The organism is Thermomonospora catenispora (assembly GCF_006363815.1).
GTDB lineage: Bacteria > Actinomycetota > Actinomycetes > Streptosporangiales > Streptosporangiaceae > Thermomonospora > Thermomonospora catenispora.
Map to the genome: position 1 here is coordinate 1 of NZ_RRYT01000098.1, position 694 is coordinate 694.

A 694-nucleotide genomic window follows, 5' to 3' on the forward strand; every position below is an offset into this window, starting at 1 on the left:
CCGGTCCACTTCTTGTCGATCTGGGCGATCGGCGTCTCATAGGCGTCCAGCACGGTGACGCGTCGGAGTGAGGCGTTGCTGTGCAGCCGACCGACCTGCCGGCCGGCGTGGTCATTGATGATCCACCGTTTGTAGGTGAGCCCGCGGCGCGGAAGGTCGAAGCTGCCGATCCGATCGCCGCTGGGGCTCAGCACCGTCGCGCTCTTCTTGACGTGCGACTCGACCTTCAGCAGCACCGCGTCGTTCGGGTCGCGCACCTCGACCAGGCGCCGGGGGACGTCGGTTCTGCGGTCGGTGGAGCACAGGATCTGGTCGACGGCGCGTATGACCTGGGTGCCCAGCCCGATCCCCGGCTCGACGCCCTTGGCGATCACCGCGCCACGGCCGTCGAGGACCTTGTAGTCGGACTTGTCCGCCGGAAGCCGCAGCGGCTGCTCCACCCACAGCAACGGCGAAGTGAACAGATCGCTCATCGGACGCCCTTTCCATAGCCAGCGGCGTGCTCTTCGCACTCGGACTCGGTTTCGGTCGCGTCGTCGTTCACCCGGCGGGTCGGCCGTCAGGACGGCCGAACTCTGCCGCGCCGTCAGTCGAGCGGCCAGTCCTTCTCTTCGAAGAAGATCATGTCCAGGGCGATGGCGGCGACGGGGACCAGCGTGCGCAGCGGGTCGGGCAGGGGGCGGTGGATCTCCAC

1 protein-coding gene is annotated in these 694 nt (G+C 68.0%); it reads right to left on the bottom strand.

Going from position 1 to position 694, the window contains the following annotated elements; all coding sequences use genetic code 11:
• Positions 1–473 (bottom strand): hypothetical protein (locus tag EIO00_RS23990; protein ID WP_140182718.1); only part of this gene is annotated, 473 nt, incomplete at its 3' end.
• Positions 474–694: the final 221 nt, after the last annotated feature.